Annotated in this window: 12 protein-coding genes; 8 read left to right on the top strand and 4 right to left on the bottom strand. The window is 60.7% G+C overall.

The annotated features are described in order from the left end of the window. Window positions 1–27 precede the first annotated feature (27 nt). Complete coding sequence (locus QNH97_RS21140; protein WP_283553754.1) at window positions 28–1,833, bottom strand: di-heme-cytochrome C peroxidase; 1,806 nt, start codon at window positions 1,831–1,833, stop codon at window positions 28–30. A 269-nt stretch (window positions 1,834–2,102) separates the two neighbouring features. On the opposite strand from QNH97_RS21140, the gene bamJ reads away from it, so the two are divergent. From bamJ to QNH97_RS21105, 7 genes are all read left to right on the top strand, one after another. Continuing rightward, the gene (bamJ, locus tag QNH97_RS21135) at window positions 2,103–2,816 is read left to right on the top strand and encodes a BamJ family beta-barrel-assembly machinery protein (RefSeq protein WP_283553753.1); all 714 of its coding nucleotides are present in this window, start codon (window positions 2,103–2,105) and stop codon (window positions 2,814–2,816) included. 293 nt (window positions 2,817–3,109) lie between these two features. Then, complete coding sequence (locus tag QNH97_RS21130; RefSeq protein WP_283553752.1) at window positions 3,110–3,565, top strand: YkvA family protein; 456 nt, start codon at window positions 3,110–3,112, stop codon at window positions 3,563–3,565. Between the two features lie 114 nt (window positions 3,566–3,679). Continuing rightward, the gene (locus QNH97_RS21125; RefSeq protein ID WP_283553751.1) at window positions 3,680–4,021 is read left to right on the top strand and encodes a helix-turn-helix domain-containing protein; all 342 of its coding nucleotides are present in this window, start codon (window positions 3,680–3,682) and stop codon (window positions 4,019–4,021) included. Beyond that, window positions 4,018–4,389: a hypothetical protein gene (locus QNH97_RS21120; protein ID WP_003179080.1), complete on the top strand. Its 372-nt coding sequence runs from the start codon at window positions 4,018–4,020 to the stop codon at window positions 4,387–4,389. The genes QNH97_RS21125 and QNH97_RS21120 overlap by 4 nt, the downstream gene beginning before the upstream one ends. Then, window positions 4,390–4,791 (top strand): SEL1-like repeat protein, encoded by a 402-nt coding sequence (locus QNH97_RS21115; protein ID WP_283553750.1) that lies wholly within the window; start codon window positions 4,390–4,392, stop codon window positions 4,789–4,791. A gap of 223 nt (window positions 4,792–5,014) precedes the next feature. Then, window positions 5,015–9,805, top strand: a complete 4,791-nt coding sequence (locus QNH97_RS21110; RefSeq protein WP_283553749.1) for an RHS repeat-associated core domain-containing protein — start codon at window positions 5,015–5,017, stop codon at window positions 9,803–9,805. Then, window positions 9,802–10,164: a hypothetical protein gene (locus tag QNH97_RS21105; RefSeq protein ID WP_283553748.1), complete on the top strand. Its 363-nt coding sequence runs from the start codon at window positions 9,802–9,804 to the stop codon at window positions 10,162–10,164. Before QNH97_RS21110 ends, QNH97_RS21105 begins: the two co-directional genes overlap by 4 nt. 233 nt (window positions 10,165–10,397) lie before the next feature. On the opposite strand, the gene QNH97_RS21100 is transcribed toward QNH97_RS21105, so the two are convergent. Next, window positions 10,398–12,185 (bottom strand): bifunctional diguanylate cyclase/phosphodiesterase, encoded by a 1,788-nt coding sequence (locus QNH97_RS21100; protein WP_283553747.1) that lies wholly within the window; start codon window positions 12,183–12,185, stop codon window positions 10,398–10,400. Between the two features lie 130 nt (window positions 12,186–12,315). Continuing rightward, window positions 12,316–14,394 carry a carboxy terminal-processing peptidase gene (locus tag QNH97_RS21095; protein ID WP_283557524.1) on the bottom strand — a complete coding sequence of 693 codons (2,079 nt, stop codon included), beginning with the start codon at window positions 14,392–14,394 and terminating at the stop codon, window positions 12,316–12,318. A gap of 140 nt (window positions 14,395–14,534) precedes the next feature. Between QNH97_RS21095 and QNH97_RS21090 the strand changes: the two genes are divergently transcribed. Further along, complete coding sequence (locus QNH97_RS21090) at window positions 14,535–15,497, top strand: zinc-binding dehydrogenase (protein ID WP_283553746.1); 963 nt, start codon at window positions 14,535–14,537, stop codon at window positions 15,495–15,497. 248 nt (window positions 15,498–15,745) lie between these two features. On the opposite strand, the gene QNH97_RS21085 is transcribed toward QNH97_RS21090, so the two are convergent. After that, a complete protein-coding gene (locus QNH97_RS21085; RefSeq protein ID WP_283553745.1) occupies window positions 15,746–16,399 on the bottom strand; it encodes an HAD family hydrolase in 654 nt (217 codons plus the stop codon). Between the last annotated feature and the right edge of the window lie 31 nt (window positions 16,400–16,430).

The following is a 16,430-nucleotide window of genomic DNA, read 5'->3' as shown; positions in this document are numbered from 1 at the left end:
AAATCCTTTTGCCTGAGAGGGTCATCATTACAATTGCGACTCCAGCGGTCCGCCGAGCACCTTGAGGTACTCCAGCAATGCCCAGCGTTCCTGCGGTTGCAGCAGGCGGCCAATCACGCCGTTGCCCCGTTCACCGGCGCGGAATTCGTGGCCGCTGTTGTGGTTGCCGGTGATTCGGGTATCGAAGAGGAAACCATTGGTGAAAGCTTCGGTGCGATAACCCAGGTGTTGCGGATCGTATTCGAAACTGCCTTTATAGAAGGTGGTCGCCCGCTCGGCCTGGGGCGATAGCAGTTGGTAGATCGTTGGCACCGAGCCATTGTGCAGGAACGGTGGCGTGGCCCAGACGCCCTCCAGTGGCCGGGCCTTGTAGGCCCGCAGTTCGCGCACGCCGATGGGCAAGCCGAAGCCGTCCAGGGCCGGGCGCTCGACCGGGGTAACGCCGGCGTCGCGGTAAGCGCGGTTTTCGACAAACGCGGTCACGTAGGCCAGGCCTTTGGCTACCGACAGCTGGCTCAAGTCCAACGGCGTCGTCGGGGCAGGGTGCAGTTGCACGTCCAGTTTCGCCAGCTCGGCCGGATCCCACTGCAGGCTGGTCAGGTCGAAGCGATGGTCGGCAATGTTATTGGCGGTGCCTGGGTCGGTGCCGATCGTCTTCACTGGCAGCATGTGCAGCTGCTGAACCGGTCTGTCGGGGCCCTGGATCATTTTGGGCACATGGCAGCCGGCGCAGTTTTCGGCGAACAGCGCCCGGCCTTTGCTGGCCAAGGGTTTATCGATCGTGCCAAGCAGCGCCTCCGGCCATACCGGGGGCTTGAGCAGCTGCAGGGTCTCTTCGATCTTGTTCAGGTCGCGCACGCGCACGCTGGAAGGGTACCGCGCATCGCCTTGCAACGGCTTGCCCTGGGCGTCGAAGAAATTCAGTGTGGCGCCCACCCCCAGTGCTTCGCCAACGTTGCGCGCCATGGGCTGCTGGGCCGAGCCGTTCCATTGCACCCAGTCGAACATCCATATGTCCCACAGCTGCGGATAATCCACCGGTGCGTTGGCGATCCGATAGTTTTGTGCCGAAATGGCATCGCCGAAGCTGGCGTTGGCTATGCGGCCGAAAGCGTCGGTACGGCCAGGGCCTTCTTCGGTGGGGTAGAGGCCGCGATGAGTGTCGTTCCAGGCCACCCGCAAGAAGGTGTACAGGGAGGTCTTGAATTGCTCGCGCAGTTCTTCGTGGCGGGCATCGTAATCCTTGCCCAGGACCTGGCGGGCAAAGCGTTCGAATTTCCACGGGTTGTAGTAGGTGGAAGCCAGACTGGCGACCAGTGCTTGTCCGAAACTGCCACCCCGTAACGTGGGAACACTGGAAGGCAGGACGTGCTGTGCCGAGCCGCCATCGATCCGGATGGCCTGGCCATTGAAGCGCAATTCGCCGGTATGACAGGCGGCGCAGGTAATATCCAGAAACTCATCGCTACTGCCCGAATTCTGATGCCGTGCGAAACCCACCGGTAAGTTACCGGGATTGTTCGGCGAGGCTTTTTGCGCCGGGTCGACCAGGAAGCCGAACCGCGCCAGATAGTCCGGCGAAGCAAAGCGTTGTTGCGAAAACGGTAATTCGAGTGCCGTGAACCAGTCGTAGCGCAGGCCTTTGACCTGGGTGCCTTGGGGCGTGAAGTAATACGTCTGGCGCTCGGCGGTGCTCCATTGATCCAGGTAATGCACCTGCTGGGCCGGTGTATAGAGCGGCAGGCGGGGATTGGCGACGTAATAAAGCACCACGGCCACGGCGACAATCAGCAACGCGAGGAGCAGCAAGAGGATGCGAGAGAGGAGGCGCACGGTAACGTCCTTGTTTTTTTTGATATGTCCTTATGCCTCAGCGCTGCCTGGCCGGCAAGTGGCCATTACCCCCTGGCTGTGGTAAGCGGCAATTTGTCTCTGTGCGTAACGGATGACAGAGGCTTCATCGACCCAGGATTAAAAAGCGTTTGCGGACGTGAACTTATCATCGCTTTGCTGCTCACATGCCGGTAGCCATTGGTCGTGGCCGCCTGATAAGCTCGCGGCTTTATTCGATTGCCCTTTAGGCGCATGAACAAGGAAATAGCATGAAACAGCATCGGTTGGCGGCGGCGGTGGCCCTGGTTGGCCTGGTACTCGCGGGTTGCGACTCGCAGACCAGCGTAGAGCTGAAAACCCCGGCGCAGAAAGCTTCCTACGGTATTGGCCTGAACATGGGCAAGAGCCTGGCTCAGGAAGGTATGGATGACCTGGACTCCAAAGCAGTCGCCCAGGGCATCGAAGATGCCGTCGGCAAGAAAGAACAGAAGCTGAAAGACGAAGAGCTGGTCGAGGCCTTTGCCGCACTGCAAAAACGTGCCGAAGAGCGCATGGCCAAGATGAGCGAAGAGTCGGCAGCTGCCGGCAAGAAATTCCTCGAAGAAAACGGCAAGAAAACCGGTGTGACCACCACCGCTTCCGGCCTGCAGTACGAAGTGGTCAAGAAAGCCGATGGCCCACAGCCTAAGCCGACCGACGTCGTGACTGTCCACTACACTGGCAAGCTGACTGATGGCAAAGTGTTCGACAGTTCTGTCGAGCGTGGCAGCCCGATCGATCTGCCAGTCAGCGGCGTCATCCCGGGTTGGGTCGAAGGCCTGCAACTGATGCATGTCGGCGAGAAGTACAAGCTGTACATCCCAAGTGACCTGGCCTACGGCGCCCAGAGCCCGAGCCCGGCCATCCCAGCCAACTCGGTCCTGGTGTTCGACCTGGAACTGCTGGCGATCAAGGATCCAGCGAAAGCAGACGCAGCCAAGTAACGGCATCTGCTATAACAACAACGCCTCGCTTATGCGGGGCGTTGTTGCATCCGGGGTTCGGTCAATACCAAAAAAACCGAACGCCCAACGCAGGTGACAGTCATAGGCATTACAGGCGCTGTGCTAGACGCAGTCAGCCGGTCAAGTCAACGAAATATTGGGTTTTTTTATGTGAGTAAAAAACGCCCGATCTGAGCCCGGCCCTTATGAAACGGGGGCTTCAGCGGTGAAATGCAGCTCTGTTCACAAGGTTATCCACAATTTGTGTGGATAACATTTCAGTGGGAGAAAAAATGAAGGCGCCGTGGAATTTTGCGCGATTTCTGCCCTTGGCAGGGCGTTTGCTGGCCCGCGGTCGATTGCCGACGTTGCTGTTTGCCGTCGCCAGCAAAGGTGCCCGTGAAGGTGGCCGGTTGGGCAAGCTCAAGGAAGACCTGCGCTTGCTGCAGGCGCTGTGCCTGGCTTACTGGCGTGGCGAATACCGGGCGGTCAGTGCCAAGTCGATGCTTTCAATCGTGGCGGGGCTGATGTATTTCCTCAGCCCCCTGGATGCGATTCCCGATTTTCTGCCGATGTTTGGCATGTTCGATGATATCGCCGTCCTGGCCTGGATCATGAAAACCCTCGACGGTGAGCTCGACGCCTTCCGCGCCTGGCGTTATCGGCAATCCCCCGAGCAGCTTGCCCGAGTCGAGAGACTTCCCGATACCCCGGAACAACTCCAGCTCCAGGGTCAGAAAAAACCCTGATCTTGCGCCATTCCCCTGTAGAGATTCATAGCCCCGCGACCTTAGCTGCTATTAGGATTACACTTCTAAAGAAAAAAGCTGACTCGCTAAGTGTTGTTGTCCTACGGGGTAGACATGGATATCCAAATAATCACACGCGACGGTGAGCCCGAATACGCGGTTTTGCCGTGGGATCAGTACCAGTCGTTGTTGAAGGCAGCAGGCGTCGAACAAGCACCGTCGCGCGAGGCTACAGTCCGTCACGCGGCGGCACCCGGTCAGGTTCTTCCTGGCCTGGATCAATTACGCAGTTTGCGCGAAGGGAAGGGTATCGCCATTGAGGCGCTGGCCCGCACGGTAGGTATCAGTCCGTCTTATCTGGCCTTGATCGAAAGCGGCGAGCGTCAGCCCGATGCCGCGATTCGGCGCAGTCTGGCCTGGGAATTGACGGTGCCGGGTTGGAGGGATGAATCGTGAGCGTACGCATCAGTCGGCAGCATTGGGATGGGTTGTTGGGTGAATTGGACCAGGCGCGCCGCCAGCGCCATTTGTTGACTTACCGTGCCTTGCTGGAGCGTTTGCAACTGCCCAGCCCGGCCATGCAGACCTTGACCGCGGCCCTTGAGCACTTGGCGGCGCTGGACGCCCGGGCTGAACAGCCGTTGCGCAGTTCGTTGGTCATCAGCCAGGGCGCCAGTCGGTTGCCGCGCACCGGCTTCTTCGAATGCGTTGAACGCCTTGGCCGTTTTTCCGGACCTTCTGATGGCGTGGCCGCCGCTTCCTGGCATGCCTCGGAAGTGGTCCGGGTATTCGAATACGAGTACCCCGAATCGGCGGAGGCCTGAGTGCTCTGGCGCATCAAGGCACGGGCCGGCTACTGGCTGGCGCGGCGGTTGTTTCACTGGTCATGGTTGGTCCGCCAGCCGCGCGGCTGGGCCTGGCTCGAGGGGCAATTCTCCCGAATGGCGAACCTGGGCGACGTCGGTGCGCAAAGTTTCTACGGGCATATCCTGACGTTTCGCGGCCATGGGCTGGGGGCTCGGGAAGAAGGGATTCGCCTGTTGCGGCTGGCGGCGTTGGCCGGTGACGGCAAGGCGGCCTATCAGGTCGGCGTGATCAGCCTCGCCGGTACGGCCAGCAAGGCGCCGGACCCGGTTGAAGCGGCACGTTGGTGGACCTTGGCGGCGAAGGCCGGGCATCCGTTGGCCGAGATCAAGCTCAAGACCCTCGAGGACCCTCAGCAGTAACGTTATCCACAGGTCGTGTGGAAAAGACGGTCTTTTCCTCTCCGGTCAGTTGAGTGTTTTTTGTGCTGGGTGGATTTAGCGAATCGCCCTACATGCACCGTCTCCTTCCCTGACTTATTTCCCCTGCCATCCCCGGCAAAGTCTCGCGCTTCCCGAGCGCTGCGAGACGTCTGCCCATGTTCGACCGTTTTTTTCTGCGGGTCCTTGATCGAGCCATGCCCTGATGGATCAGGTGCGCCGTATCGAGCAGGAACTCGACAGCTTAAAAGACACGTTGTCTGTCTACCGCGAGCAGCTCGATCGCTGGTACAGCCGGGCTGCCGACGAGGTTAGTCATGCGGCCGACCTGCCCTCGCTGATGGGCATGGAGCGGCTGATCCGCTTCGGTGATAGCAGCACCGCCGTCAGCACTGGCGACGATGACTTCCTCTCCACCGTTGTCCAGTGTCCCCGAGGCGGGGTGATGACGATCGAGAGCAAGCTCGAATCGGTGTACGACATCCCGCTGGGCGACATCGTGGTGGATGTGGTGGCGGTGGACAGCGGCGAGGTGACGCCGGTCGCCCTGGATGCTCAGGGGCTGGGGACTTTCAATGGGGAGCCGGGGCGGTTCTATCGGGTTCACGTCCAGGGCGAAGTGTCCTCCGCGCAGCTCTCCGAGCTGTTTTCTTCCTACGATGGCCTGAGCAGCGAGCTGACAGACTGGTTGCGCGGCGAGTGGCAGGGTTTCAAGCCGCAGTGGTCACAGCAATCGTCGGCGACTTCGGCATCTGCAGTGGGCAATGGCCTGCTCGCCGGAAGTTGGGCAGCGCTTGAGGGTGTGTGGGACAGCATCAGCCTGCTTTCGGACATTCTCAAGGATCCCAGTCAGTTTGTTGAGCGGTTAGGCAGCAGTGCGAAGGAACTGGCCGAGCTGGCGGAGTCCGCGCCGTTGGTGATGACCAAGCTGCAACTGCTGGCCAGCGACGAAGCAGCGTTGTGCCTGCTGGTGCGCACCGCCAGCCTCTGGCTGGAGATGTTGCCGCCCAGTGAGATCGCTGGTGAAACGGCCGAAGCCTTATCGAGAGTGACGGTGCAGCTGTTGATCGACCTGTTGATCGGTGTAGTCCTGACCTTTACCGGGGCGGGTGCCGGGATTGCCTACCTGTCGATGCGCCTGGCTAAGGTGGGTGCGCAGCTGTTGGACGCCATGCAGCGTTTTATCCGTGGGATTTTCGCGGTGGTCAACGGCTTCATGACCTACGTGGACCGCTACAAGACGGTGGCGGCACGGGGTATCGCGGCGGGAATAAAGAAAGGCCGGATGCAACTGCGCTGGGACGCGCAGCGCAACACCACGCTGAAAAAACACCAACCCCACGACGACGCCCCAGCCCAATCGAAGAACCCCAACGGCGACAGCGCCGACACCGCCGTCCAGACCCAAACCAGCGGTTGTCCGGTGTCGATGGTCACCGGCGAAGAACTGCTCACCCTGGAAGACGGCACCCTCGATGGCCGCCTGCCATTTGTCTTCACCCGCTTGTACCGCACCAGCGCGGTGGAGCTGGACGTGGGCCTCGGGCGCGGTTGGAGCCATGCCCTCGCGCACCGCTTGCAGCTCGACGGCGAGCAGGTCATCTGGATCGACCAGGAAAACCGCCGCACCGCGTTTCCCCTGCCCAACGAGCAGCGCCCGGCGATCCACAACAGCCTGGCCCGCGCGGCCATTTACCGGGGGCCCGAGCCGGACGAACTGATCATCGCCCAGCCCGGCGAAAACGCAGCGTTCCTACACTTTCGCGACGGTCATCTGACCGCCCTCAGCGACCGCTACGACAACCGCCTGACCCTGCAGCGCAACATCCACGGCGACATCTGCCGCCTGGACAACGGCGCCGGGCGTGCCCTGCGCTTGCGTTACGAGCAGCGCCACCTCGTGGCCATCGACTACCAGAGCTTCCACCCGGCCCTGACCCTGGACGACGCCTGGCGCACCGAACAGACGCTGGTTTCCTACCGCTATGACGGACGTTTCCGACTGATCGAAGCGACCAACGCCGTCGGGGAAAGCGAACGCTACGACTACGACGACCAGCACGTCATCCTCCAGCGGCAATTGGCCGGTGGCGCGAGTTTTTTCTGGGAGTGGCAAGGGGCCGGGCGGGCGGCTCGCTGCGTCAGGCATTGGGCCTCGTTTGCACAGATGGACAGCCATTACCGCTGGGACGAGGACGGCAGCGTCACGGTCCAGCACCTCGATGGCAGCCAGGAGGTGTATGTCCATGACGACCGGGCGCGGCTGGTGCGCAAGGTCGAGCCCGATGGCGGTGAGCACCTCAAGGCCTATGACGCACAAGGCCGACTGATCGCCGAGCAGGACCCACTGGGCGCCGTCACTGAATACCGCTACGACGAAGCCGGCCGGCTGGTGGCGCTGATTCCGCCCCTGGATGAGCCGACGTCCTACGAATACCGCAACGGTTTCCTACACGCCCGCTGTCGCGGCAAAGCCGTGTGGACCTACCGGCGCAACGCCCTGGGTGACGTGACCGAGCGCATCGATCCGGATGGCCAGCGTACGGAATATGCCTACGACCCCCAGGGGCAACTGCTGGCGGTTGATTACCCGGACGGCAGCGCACATCGGTTTACTTGGAATCGCCTGGGCCAGCTGACGGAAGAAACCCTGCCCGACGGCAGTCAGCGGCATTTTTCCTACGACGCCTTGGGGCGTCTGCTGAGCCGCCAGGACGAACACGGCGCCCTCACGCACTACCAATGGGACGCCGTCGGCCGCCTGCTCCAGACCACCTTGCCGAGCGGCGCCACCCGCGCCTGGAGCTACAACGCCTACGGCAAGGTCACCAGCGAGCGCGACGAGCAGGGCCGCGTCACCCGCTACGAATACGCCGACGACCTGCACCTGATCAGCCGCCGCCTCAACCCCGATGGCACCGAGCTGAAGTACCGCTACGACTCGGCGCGACTGTTGCTGACCGAGATCGAAAACGAATCCGGCGAAAAATATCAGCTGGACTACACGCCCAACGGTTTGATCCGACAGCAGATCGGCTTCGACGGCCAACGCACCGCCTACGCCTACGACCGCAACGGCCACCTGTTGGAGAAAACCGAATACGGCGACGACGGCAGCCAGCTTGTCACCGCTTACCAGCGCGACGCGGCCGGGCGGTTGCTGGTCAAGACCCTACCCGACGGCCAGGCGATCGAGTACCGCTACGACCGCCTGGGGCGGCTGGTCCACGTCAATGACGGCAGCGACCATCCGCTGGCCTTCGAGTACGACGCCCAGGACCGGCTCATCACCGAACACCAGGGCTGGGGCACCCTGCGCTATGGCTACGACGCCTGTGGCCGGCTCAATCACCTGCGCCTGCCGGACGACAGCAAGCTCGACTACCACCACGCCCGGGGCGGCGCGCTCACCGCGATAAACCTGAACGGCTCGCGGCTGACCGAGCACCACATGCGCGGCGGTCGCGAACGACAGCGCCAACAAGGCCTGCTGCGCAGCCAATACGACTACGACGAACAGGGCCGGCTCAAGGCCCAGACGGTGTGGCAGCACCAGCAGCAACTGTTCTGGCGCGATTATTCCTACAGCGCCAAGGGCAACCTTGAGGCCCTTTCCGACAACCGAAACCGCCGCAACTACCAGTACGACCCGCTGGATCGCATGGTCCGTATCGACTATTCCCACAGCGAGCCGCCGGAACATTTCGCCCACGACCCGGCCGGCAACCTGTTGATGCTCGACCGCCCCGGCCCGACCACCTTCAAGGGCAACCGCCTGCTGATGGAGGGCGACCGCCACTACGACTACGACGCCTTCGGCAACCTGATCCGCGAACGCCGTGGCAAGGGCCACAGCCTCGTCAGCGAATACCGCTACGACAGCCTGCACCGCCTGATCGGCGTCATCCAGCCGGACGGCCGCGAAGCGTCCTACCGCTACGACGCCTTCGGCCGACGCATCAGCAAGACGGTGGATGGCCTGACCACGAAATTTTTCTGGCAAGGCGACCAGCTCGTCGCCGAAAGCAGCCCGCGTCACCACCGCAGCTACCTCTACGAACCGGGCACCTTCCGCCCGCTGGCGATGCTCGACGGCAAAGGCCTCAACGCCTGCCCGTTCTACTACCACCTCGACCACCTGGGCACGCCCCAGGAACTGACCAACTACGGCGGCCAAGTCGTCTGGTCGGCACGCTACAACGGCTACGGCAAAACCACCGAACTGGCCCACGGCGGCGGCGAACAGCTGGAACAACCGCTGCGCTTCCAAGGCCAATACTTCGACCCGGAAAGCGGCCTGCACTACAACCGCCACCGCTACTACAATCCCGGGACCGGCCGCTATTTGACGCCTGACCCGAGCAAGCTGGCGGGTGGGCTTAATGGGTATCGCTACACGGTGAATCCGACGGGGTGGGTGGATCCGTTGGGGTTGGTGGATTGTCCGGGGAAGGGTGGGTGTCGGCCGGCGGTTGGGGAGCAGGATCCGGCGGCGAAGGTTGGGGTGGATGAGGGGGAGCCGCGGCTGCCGATGACGGCGGAGCAGCGGCGGGCGCGGATTGATGAGTTGGGGGAGGCGAATGCTTACCGGCGTTTAGAAGAAATGGAGCGATCAATTGAGGGCGCGCATTTCTTACAGAAACATGGCGCTCAGACCACGGCCGATTCTCAGTTGGAACGCGTCAGAACAGGCCGGAACCCGGGCACTGGGGAAATCGACGTTTATGAAAGAGGGAGAAATACAGGCCAGCCTGCTATTTCGTCCGCTGCAACTCGTTTTCTTAGTCATCGCGACCAACTCAATGCTATTCATCGAGCCCAATTGATTTTCAGGCGAGCAGGCATTGTGGCATCTAAAAAGCCAATTGAAATGGGGCGTGTAATTGGTGAAGGTTATAAGAGAGAAGGTTTAGAGTATGGTAAACAAACTAAGGCGATAGTCATTCTTGATAGAAATGGGATGCCTAAAACAGCCTATACAGGATCGGATATATGAAAAGTACATATGATTTGCATGATGTCTGGGGGTTGTTATTCGTTTTCAGTATTGAAAATACTCATGATGTGGCACGTGAAGAGATAATAACTTCAAAAAATGTAAATGATGATGAAGAGCTGCGGCAACTATTTGATTTCTTGATTCGTCCGGAATTTTTATTTCACAGTCCAAAGGAGCAAAATTTGTTAATTAATACTCTCAGCTATTTCCTAGAAAACGATGATAGCTTTGATGGAGTTTTCTTGAATTTGGATACGTATTTTGATAGCGATGTTAATGATCAACGCCGATTTATGCGAGTCCTGCTAGCTTCTTTGGTGAGATATCAAGCCGAGAGTCAAAAGCCGGACAGATAGGACTACCAACCACTCGGTTAATGCTATTTGACGGGTCCATACTGCACCACCAAACCGCTTTTGTGGCGAGGGAGCTTGCTCCCGCTGGGCTGCGGAGCAGCCCCAAAACAGCCTACTCGATCAACCAGACACACCGAGGTGCTGTTTAGAAGGGGGCCGCTTCGCAGCCCAGCGGGAGCAAGCTCCCTCGCCACGGGGTTATCTCCAGGCGTCCGGGCCGTGGGGTAATCCATTTACATCAACAAACCTATCTCCACCACAGGCACCCGCTCAACCAAACCATCAATCAAATACACGCTCCCGCCCAAAATCTCCTTCGCATGATGCTTAGCCTGCGAAGCCAGTTCCGCCAACTGGCTCGCATCCAATTCCCCACACGCCTCCGAGCGCAGGTGCACCACCCCGATCGACAATGACAACAACGCAAACTCCTGCCGAACCCCTTGCCGATTCAGCGCGGTAAAACACCCCGCCTCAAGATGTTCAGGCCGATAGAAGCGTCGGCAATGGTTCTGGAAGTCGCTCAGCAGTTGGTTCAGGCGCTTGCGCCAGTCGTCCGGGCCGAGGACCAGGAGGAAGTCGTCGCCGCCGATGTGGCCGACGAAGTCGCGGCTGGGGTCGATGCGTTCGTTCAGGCATTGGGCCAGGCACAGCAGGACTTCGTCGCCGCGGCCGTAGCCGTAGATGTCGTTGAAGGGTTTGAAGCTGTCGATGTCCACGTAGCAGATCACCGACTCCTGCCGTTGCTGCAGCAGGCGCGTGAGGCATTGCTGGATCGGTACGTTGCCTGGCAGCAGCGTCAGCGGGTTGGCGTAGCGGGCCTGTTGGATTTTCAACTCGGTGATCAGCTTGAGCACGTCGATCACCCGGCCCAGGCCCAGGTAGTTGCCGTTGAGGGTGATGATGAAGTCTTCTTCGATGCGTTGCCGCGCGCGGCTGGTGATCAGGCGGCTGACTTGCTGTAACGACTGGCTCAGTTCCACCGCGAGGAAATCATCGCTCATCAGCCGACTGATGGGTTTGCGGGCGAACAGGTCGGTGGCAAAGGGCTTGAGCAGGGCGTCCGAGAGTGAATGGCGATGGACGATGCCGCAGGGTTGCTCCTGATCATCCAGCACCGCCAGGGAGTTGAGGTTGGCCTGGCGCCGGAAAGCTTCCAGCACGGTGGCCGTCGGTGTGTCGTGGGCCACGGCCGGCTGTTCGTTGAGCAGCGCCCCGAGATCATTGACCTCTTCGGTCAGCGACACCGAGCCGCTGTCCTGCCGGGGCATCAGCGCCCTGACGTCCTTGGACGGTTGCTCCTGGGGCCGGGCGAGCAGGTAACCCTGGACCAGATCGACGCCCATTTCGATCAGCACCGCCAGCTCTTCCGGCAGCTCTATGCCTTCTGCGATGACTTGGGCTCGGGACGCCCGGGCGATTTTCAGGATCGAGCCGACGAATTCGCGCTTGAGCGCGTCCTGGTGAATACCGTCGATGAAGTGCCGGTCGATCTTCACATAATCGGGCCGCAATTCGGACCACAGCCGCAGGCTCGAATAACCGGCGCCAAGGTCATCCAGGGCAATGGAAAAACCCATGGCCCGATAGTGATGCAAAGCGGTTTGCAGGAGCTGGAAGTCATCGATCGGGGTTTGTTCTGTCAGTTCGATCACCACCTGGCTGGGCGGGATGCCGAAGTCCTGCAGCAGTTGCAGTGTGCGCCCGGTCTGGTGCGCCGATTCCAGCAGGGACTCGGGCGAGACGTTGAGAAACAGCTTGCCCGGCAGTTTTTGCTCGTTGAAGCGTTGGCAGGCGCTGCGGCGGCAGGCCAGTTCCAGTTCACTGAGGCGTCCGGCCTGGCGGGCTACGGAGAGCAGGGCGATGGGGGAGTGCAGCGGGCTGTTGGACGGGCCACGGGTCAAGGCTTCGTAGCCGACGATGCGCCGTTCAGAGAGGCAGATGATCGGCTGGAACAGACTGTGCAAACCGCTTTGAGCCAGGATCGAACTCAAGGCACTCAGCTGTTCTGTCGTGGTCATGGCAATCTCTGGCGATAAAAAAAGGACGGGGCGCGATCCCTTCAAGGGGGCGCCCGGTCCTGTATTTCACGACAGACTGATGTCAGTTTGATGACACTCCGGCGAGCATCACCATTAAATGGCCATCATCTCAGTGTTTGGCGACAGCCGTGTTGAGTTTCAGGTAATCCAGCAGGATCCGCCCGGTCTCGCTCAGGTAGGCATCGTCTTCCGGCTTGGTTTTTTCCGGCTCGGTGATCAGGTCTTCGTCTTCTTTCTTCAGCTCTTTGAGCGGCTCTTCGCCCTTGGCCTTGCGACGCAGGTTCTCCATGACCAGTTGCTTGCCTTCAATGTCGGCATGCTGTGCGCGGCGGTCGGCTTCGTTGAGCGTGACGGTTTTCTCCAGCATCAGCTTCTGCGCCAGGGCCAGTTTGTCGCGGATGAAGACAAACTCCGCGTCCTGGGCTGTGCGCACATCATGCTCGGACTTGAGTTGAGCCAGGAACGGTTTGAACGGGTCCACGGCGGGTTTGATCGCCGGGCGGATGGTGTCCCACGGCATGGCTTCGGGCAGGGCGCTTTCACCGATTTCCTTGGTGTCGATGATCGACGGGTAATCGATGTCAGGCAGTACGCCCTGGTGCTGGGTGCTCTGGCCGGAAACCCGGTAGAACTTGGCCAGGGTCAGCTTCAGTTCGCCATGGTTGAGCGGCTGGATGGTCTGCACGGTGCCTTTGCCGAAGGTCTGGCCGCCGATGATCAGTGCCCGGTGGTAGTCCTGCATGGCGCCGGCGAAAATCTCCGAGGCGGAAGCCGACAGGCGATTGACCAGCAAGGCCATCGGCCCCTTGTAGAACGCGCCCGGGTTTTCGTCTTCCAGCACATCCACACGGCCATCGGCGTTACGCACGAGCACGGTCGGGCCCTTGTCGATGAACAGGCTGGTCAACTCGGTGGCTTCCTGCAGGGAACCGCCGCCGTTGTTGCGCAAGTCGATGACGACACCGTCGACTTTTTCCTTCTGCAGTTCGGTCAGCAGTTTCTTGACGTCGCGGGTGGTGCTCTTGTAGTCCGGGTCCCCGGCGCGGAACGCCTTGAAGTCCAGGTAGAAGGCCGGGATCTCGATGATGCCGAGCTTGTAGTCCTTGCCGTCCTGCTTGAGCTTGAGGACCGATTTTTTCGCCGCCTGCTCTTCCAGCTTCACCGCTTCACGGGTGATGGACACGACCTTGGTGGTCTGGTCGTTCGGCGCATTGCTGGCCGGGATGACTTCCAGGCGCACCACCGAGCCTTTCGGGCCACGGATCAGCTTGACCACTTCGTCCAGGCGCCAACCGACCACATCGACCATTTCCTTGTCGCCTTGGGCGACGCCGATGATCTTGTCCGCCGGGCTGACCTGTTTGGTCTTGTCGGCAGGGCCGGCAGGTACCAGGCGCACGATCTTCACCTGGTCGTTGTCGCTCTGCAGCACCGCGCCGATGCCTTCCAGGGACAGGCTCATGTTGATGTCGAAGTTTTCCGCGTTATCCGGCGACAGATAATTGGTGTGCGGGTCGTAGGACATGGCGAAGGTGTTGATGTACGCCTGGAAGACGTCTTCGGCGCGGGTCTGGTCCAGTCGAGCCAATTGGTTCTTGTAGCGCTTGGTCAGGGTTTCCTGGATCTGCTTGGAATCCTTGCCGGCGATTTTCATGCGCAGCACTTCGTCCTTGACGCGTTTGCGCCACAGGTCATCGAGTTCGGCTGTGCTTTTGAGCCAAGGGGCGTCCTTGCGGTCGACCTGCAAGGTTTCCTTGGCATTGAAATCGATTTTGTCGACGCCTTTGTCCAGCTCGGCAAGGGCGTAATCCAGACGCGCTTTCACACGGTCCAGGTAGCGCTTGTAGATGGTAAAGCCGGCGTTCAGGTCGCCGCTCTTGAGAAAGTCGTCGAACTGGGTCTTCCACTTGTTGAATTCGGCGATGTCGCTGGCCAGGAAATAACTGCGCGACGGATCAAGCAGCTTCAGGTAGCTGTCATAGATGATGACCGAACGCGCGTCATCGAGCGGCGGCTTGCTGTAGTGATGGCGCTTGAGCAACTCAACGACGTTAAGGCTGGCAATCACTTCGTCGCGATCGGGCTGAAGCTTGTCCCAGCTGTTGGCTGCGAACGTATCGTTCGACAACGGTAACAGGCCGAGGCCAATGACTAGCGCGAGGGCGGTGCTGGGGAACAGGTGCTTCATGCTGATTCGACGCAGGGACAATTGATAACGCATATTAGGCCGTCTTTGAAGTCGCCGGTTCCATGTGGCCCGGGCGCATAATGCAAGAAAGCCCGGCGTTAACAGCAGCGGGCCCAGTCGAGACTCACTATGGAGGCACCGTGAAAGCATTGCAAGGCGTTGAAGGCCAAGTGGTATGGGCTGATGAGCCAAGTCCGACGTGTGATGTGGGGCAAGTTCGCATTCGTGTAGCGGCCGCCGGCCTGAATCGGGCCGATTTGTTACAAAAGGCCGGGCATTATCCGCCGCCGCCCGGCGCCAGCCAGGTGCTGGGGCTGGAGTGTTCCGGGGTGATCAGCGAGGTCGGGCCGGGCTCGTCCTGGCAGATTGGCGATCGGGTTTGCGCCTTGCTGGCCGGCGGCGGGATGGCCGAAGAAGTGGTGGTCGACGGTCGGCATGTCCTGCCTGTGCCAGAAGGGTTGTCATTGGCTGAAGCGGCCGCGCTGCCGGAGGTCTACAGCACCGCGTGGCTGAATTTGTTTCAACTGGCCGGCCTCAAGCCGGGTGAAAAAGTGTTGTTGCACGCCGGCGCCAGTGGCGTCGGCTCGGCCGCCATCCAGCTGTGCAAGGCGTTTGGCAATCCGTGCTGGGTGAGTGTCGGTTCGGCCGATCGGCTGTCCTATTGCGAGGCCCTGGGCGCCCAGGGCGGTGTGGTGCGCACCGATGGCCTGGAAAGCCTGAACGACTTCGGCCCTTTCGACGTGATCCTCGATCCGGTGGGCGCCAACTACGCCAAACTCAACGTGAAACTTTTGTCAGTTGACGGGCGGTGGGTGTTGATCGGCCTGATGGGCGGGCGTTCGACCGAGCTCGATCTGGCACAGGTGCTCGGCAAGCGTATCCAGTTGCTCGGCTCGACTTTGCGCAGCCGTGACGAGCAGTTCAAGGCCGACCTGATCAGCGGGCTGGGGCAGGAGGTATGGCCGCTGTTTGCCGACAAACGCCTGAGCCCGCAGCTGGCGAAAACCTTAGCGATCAAGGACGCCGAAGCGGCATTTGCGGAGCTGGCGACCAACCAGGTGTCGGGGAAGTTGGTGCTGGTGATCGATGAAAGCCTGAGCTAGTCGCGCAAGAATCCAGCGGAATACAGCTTCTGTGGCGAGGGAGCTTGCTCCCGCTGGGCGGCGTAGCCGCCCCAATCGGGACGAAGCCGCTGTGCAGGCAGACCGCGTCAGCCGGTTTTACGACTGCTGCGCAGCCGAGCGGGAGCAAGCTCCCTCGCCACAGAGAATCATGTCCTCGGCCCAAACAAGAGCCACTCTGTCCCCGGTCCAAACAGAGCCAGGATGTTCGCCCAGAAACCGATCAGCGCTCACTTCCAGGTATGAATCGGCCACCCCGCCGATTCGGCATGGGCCTTCAGCACTGGGTCCGGGTTGACCACGTGGGGGAAGTCCACGCGTTGTAGTAGCGGCAGGTCATTGCGCGAATCGGAATAGAAGCTCGCACCTTCCAGGTTCTCTTCCTCGGCATCCAACCAGTCCAGCAACCGCGCGATCTTGCCTTCGCGGTAGGTCAGGGTGCCCACGGTCTTACCGCTGTAGACCCCGTGGGTCACTTCAAGCTCGATCGCCAGGATCTCATCGATGCCCAGGCGCTCGGCAATCGGCTTGACCAGGTGCGTGCCCGAGGCCGAGATCACCAGGATCCGGTCGCCGGCCTTGCGGTGTTCGGCGATGGTCTTGGTGGCGTCGCTGAAGATGATCGGCTCGATGAAGTCTTCCACCCACGGCGCCACCAGGTGCTCGATTTCTTCTGGTGTGCGGCCGATCATTGGCTCCAGGCTGAAGTCCATGTACTCCTCCATGCGCAGCTTGCCATGGCTGTAGGCGTCCATCAGCGCGTTGTTGCGCTGCATGAACGACTCCGGGTCGACCCAGCCCAGGCGGCCCATCTGCTCGCTCCAGAGGGTGGCGCAGTCGCCGTGGATCAGGGTTTCGTCCAGATCAAAAATTGCCAGGGCCATCAGCTTGCTTCTCTCTTCAAAATCAACAAAG

Origin of the sequence: Pseudomonas sp. G2-4 (assembly GCF_030064125.1) — a bacterium.
In the GTDB taxonomy this organism is placed as follows: Bacteria; Pseudomonadota; Gammaproteobacteria; order Pseudomonadales; family Pseudomonadaceae; genus Aquipseudomonas.
Note: the sequence above shows the minus strand (reverse complement) of the source record. Positions and strands in the feature narration are given on the sequence as shown.

Coding starts and splice junctions, on each gene's coding strand:
- QNH97_RS21095 (WP_283557524.1), bottom strand. CDS start 14,394: ATGAAGCACCTGTTCCCCAGCACCGCCCTCGCGCTAGTCATTGGCCTC.
- QNH97_RS21105 (WP_283553748.1), top strand. CDS start 9,802: ATGAAAAGTACATATGATTTGCATGATGTCTGGGGGTTGTTATTCGTT.
- QNH97_RS21125 (WP_283553751.1), top strand. CDS start 3,680: ATGGATATCCAAATAATCACACGCGACGGTGAGCCCGAATACGCGGTT.
- QNH97_RS21130 (WP_283553752.1), top strand. CDS start 3,110: ATGAAGGCGCCGTGGAATTTTGCGCGATTTCTGCCCTTGGCAGGGCGT.
- QNH97_RS21085 (WP_283553745.1), bottom strand. CDS start 16,399: ATGGCCCTGGCAATTTTTGATCTGGACGAAACCCTGATCCACGGCGAC.
- bamJ (WP_283553753.1), top strand. CDS start 2,103: ATGAAACAGCATCGGTTGGCGGCGGCGGTGGCCCTGGTTGGCCTGGTA.
- QNH97_RS21100 (WP_283553747.1), bottom strand. CDS start 12,185: ATGACCACGACAGAACAGCTGAGTGCCTTGAGTTCGATCCTGGCTCAA.
- QNH97_RS21110 (WP_283553749.1), top strand. CDS start 5,015: ATGGATCAGGTGCGCCGTATCGAGCAGGAACTCGACAGCTTAAAAGAC.